1 protein-coding gene is annotated in these 424 nt (G+C 35.8%); it reads left to right on the top strand.

The features are described from left to right. Positions 1–424: ABC transporter transmembrane domain-containing protein (locus PEPTYR26121_RS08875; RefSeq protein ID WP_246285938.1), on the top strand; the 424-nt coding region annotated here is incomplete at both ends.

Below are 424 nucleotides of genomic sequence, written 5' to 3'. Positions count from 1 at the left end.
TTCCCTTGTTGGAAAAATCATGACACAAAAATCATCTCAAATGGCACAAACTCACGCGGGATATTTTATGGCTGCCCATAAGAGAATAGAAATAGGCGAAAAAATTAAAAGAGTTCCTATGGGTTTCTTTTCAAGCTTTTCACTAGGAAGATTAACTACAATTGCCACATCATCACTTTCTCAAGCAGAAATGTGGGTGCCTATGCTGTTGGTTCTTGTACTTGGTGGAGTTTTAAATACTTTAGTCTTTGTCCTTGGAACTTTAATATTTAATGTAAAGGTAGGACTTGTTGCAGTGGTGGGTGTGGTAGTATTTTTCATCGTTACATCAATGATGGAGAAAAAATCATCAGCTAATGCAGACAAAATGACAGAAACACAAACAAGACTTACAAAAGAAGTATTAGCAACTTTACAAGGAATG

Source organism: Aedoeadaptatus nemausensis (assembly GCF_903819165.1).
GTDB lineage: Bacteria > Bacillota > Clostridia > Tissierellales > Peptoniphilaceae > Aedoeadaptatus > Aedoeadaptatus nemausensis.
Note: the sequence above shows the minus strand (reverse complement) of the source record. Positions and strands in the feature narration are given on the sequence as shown.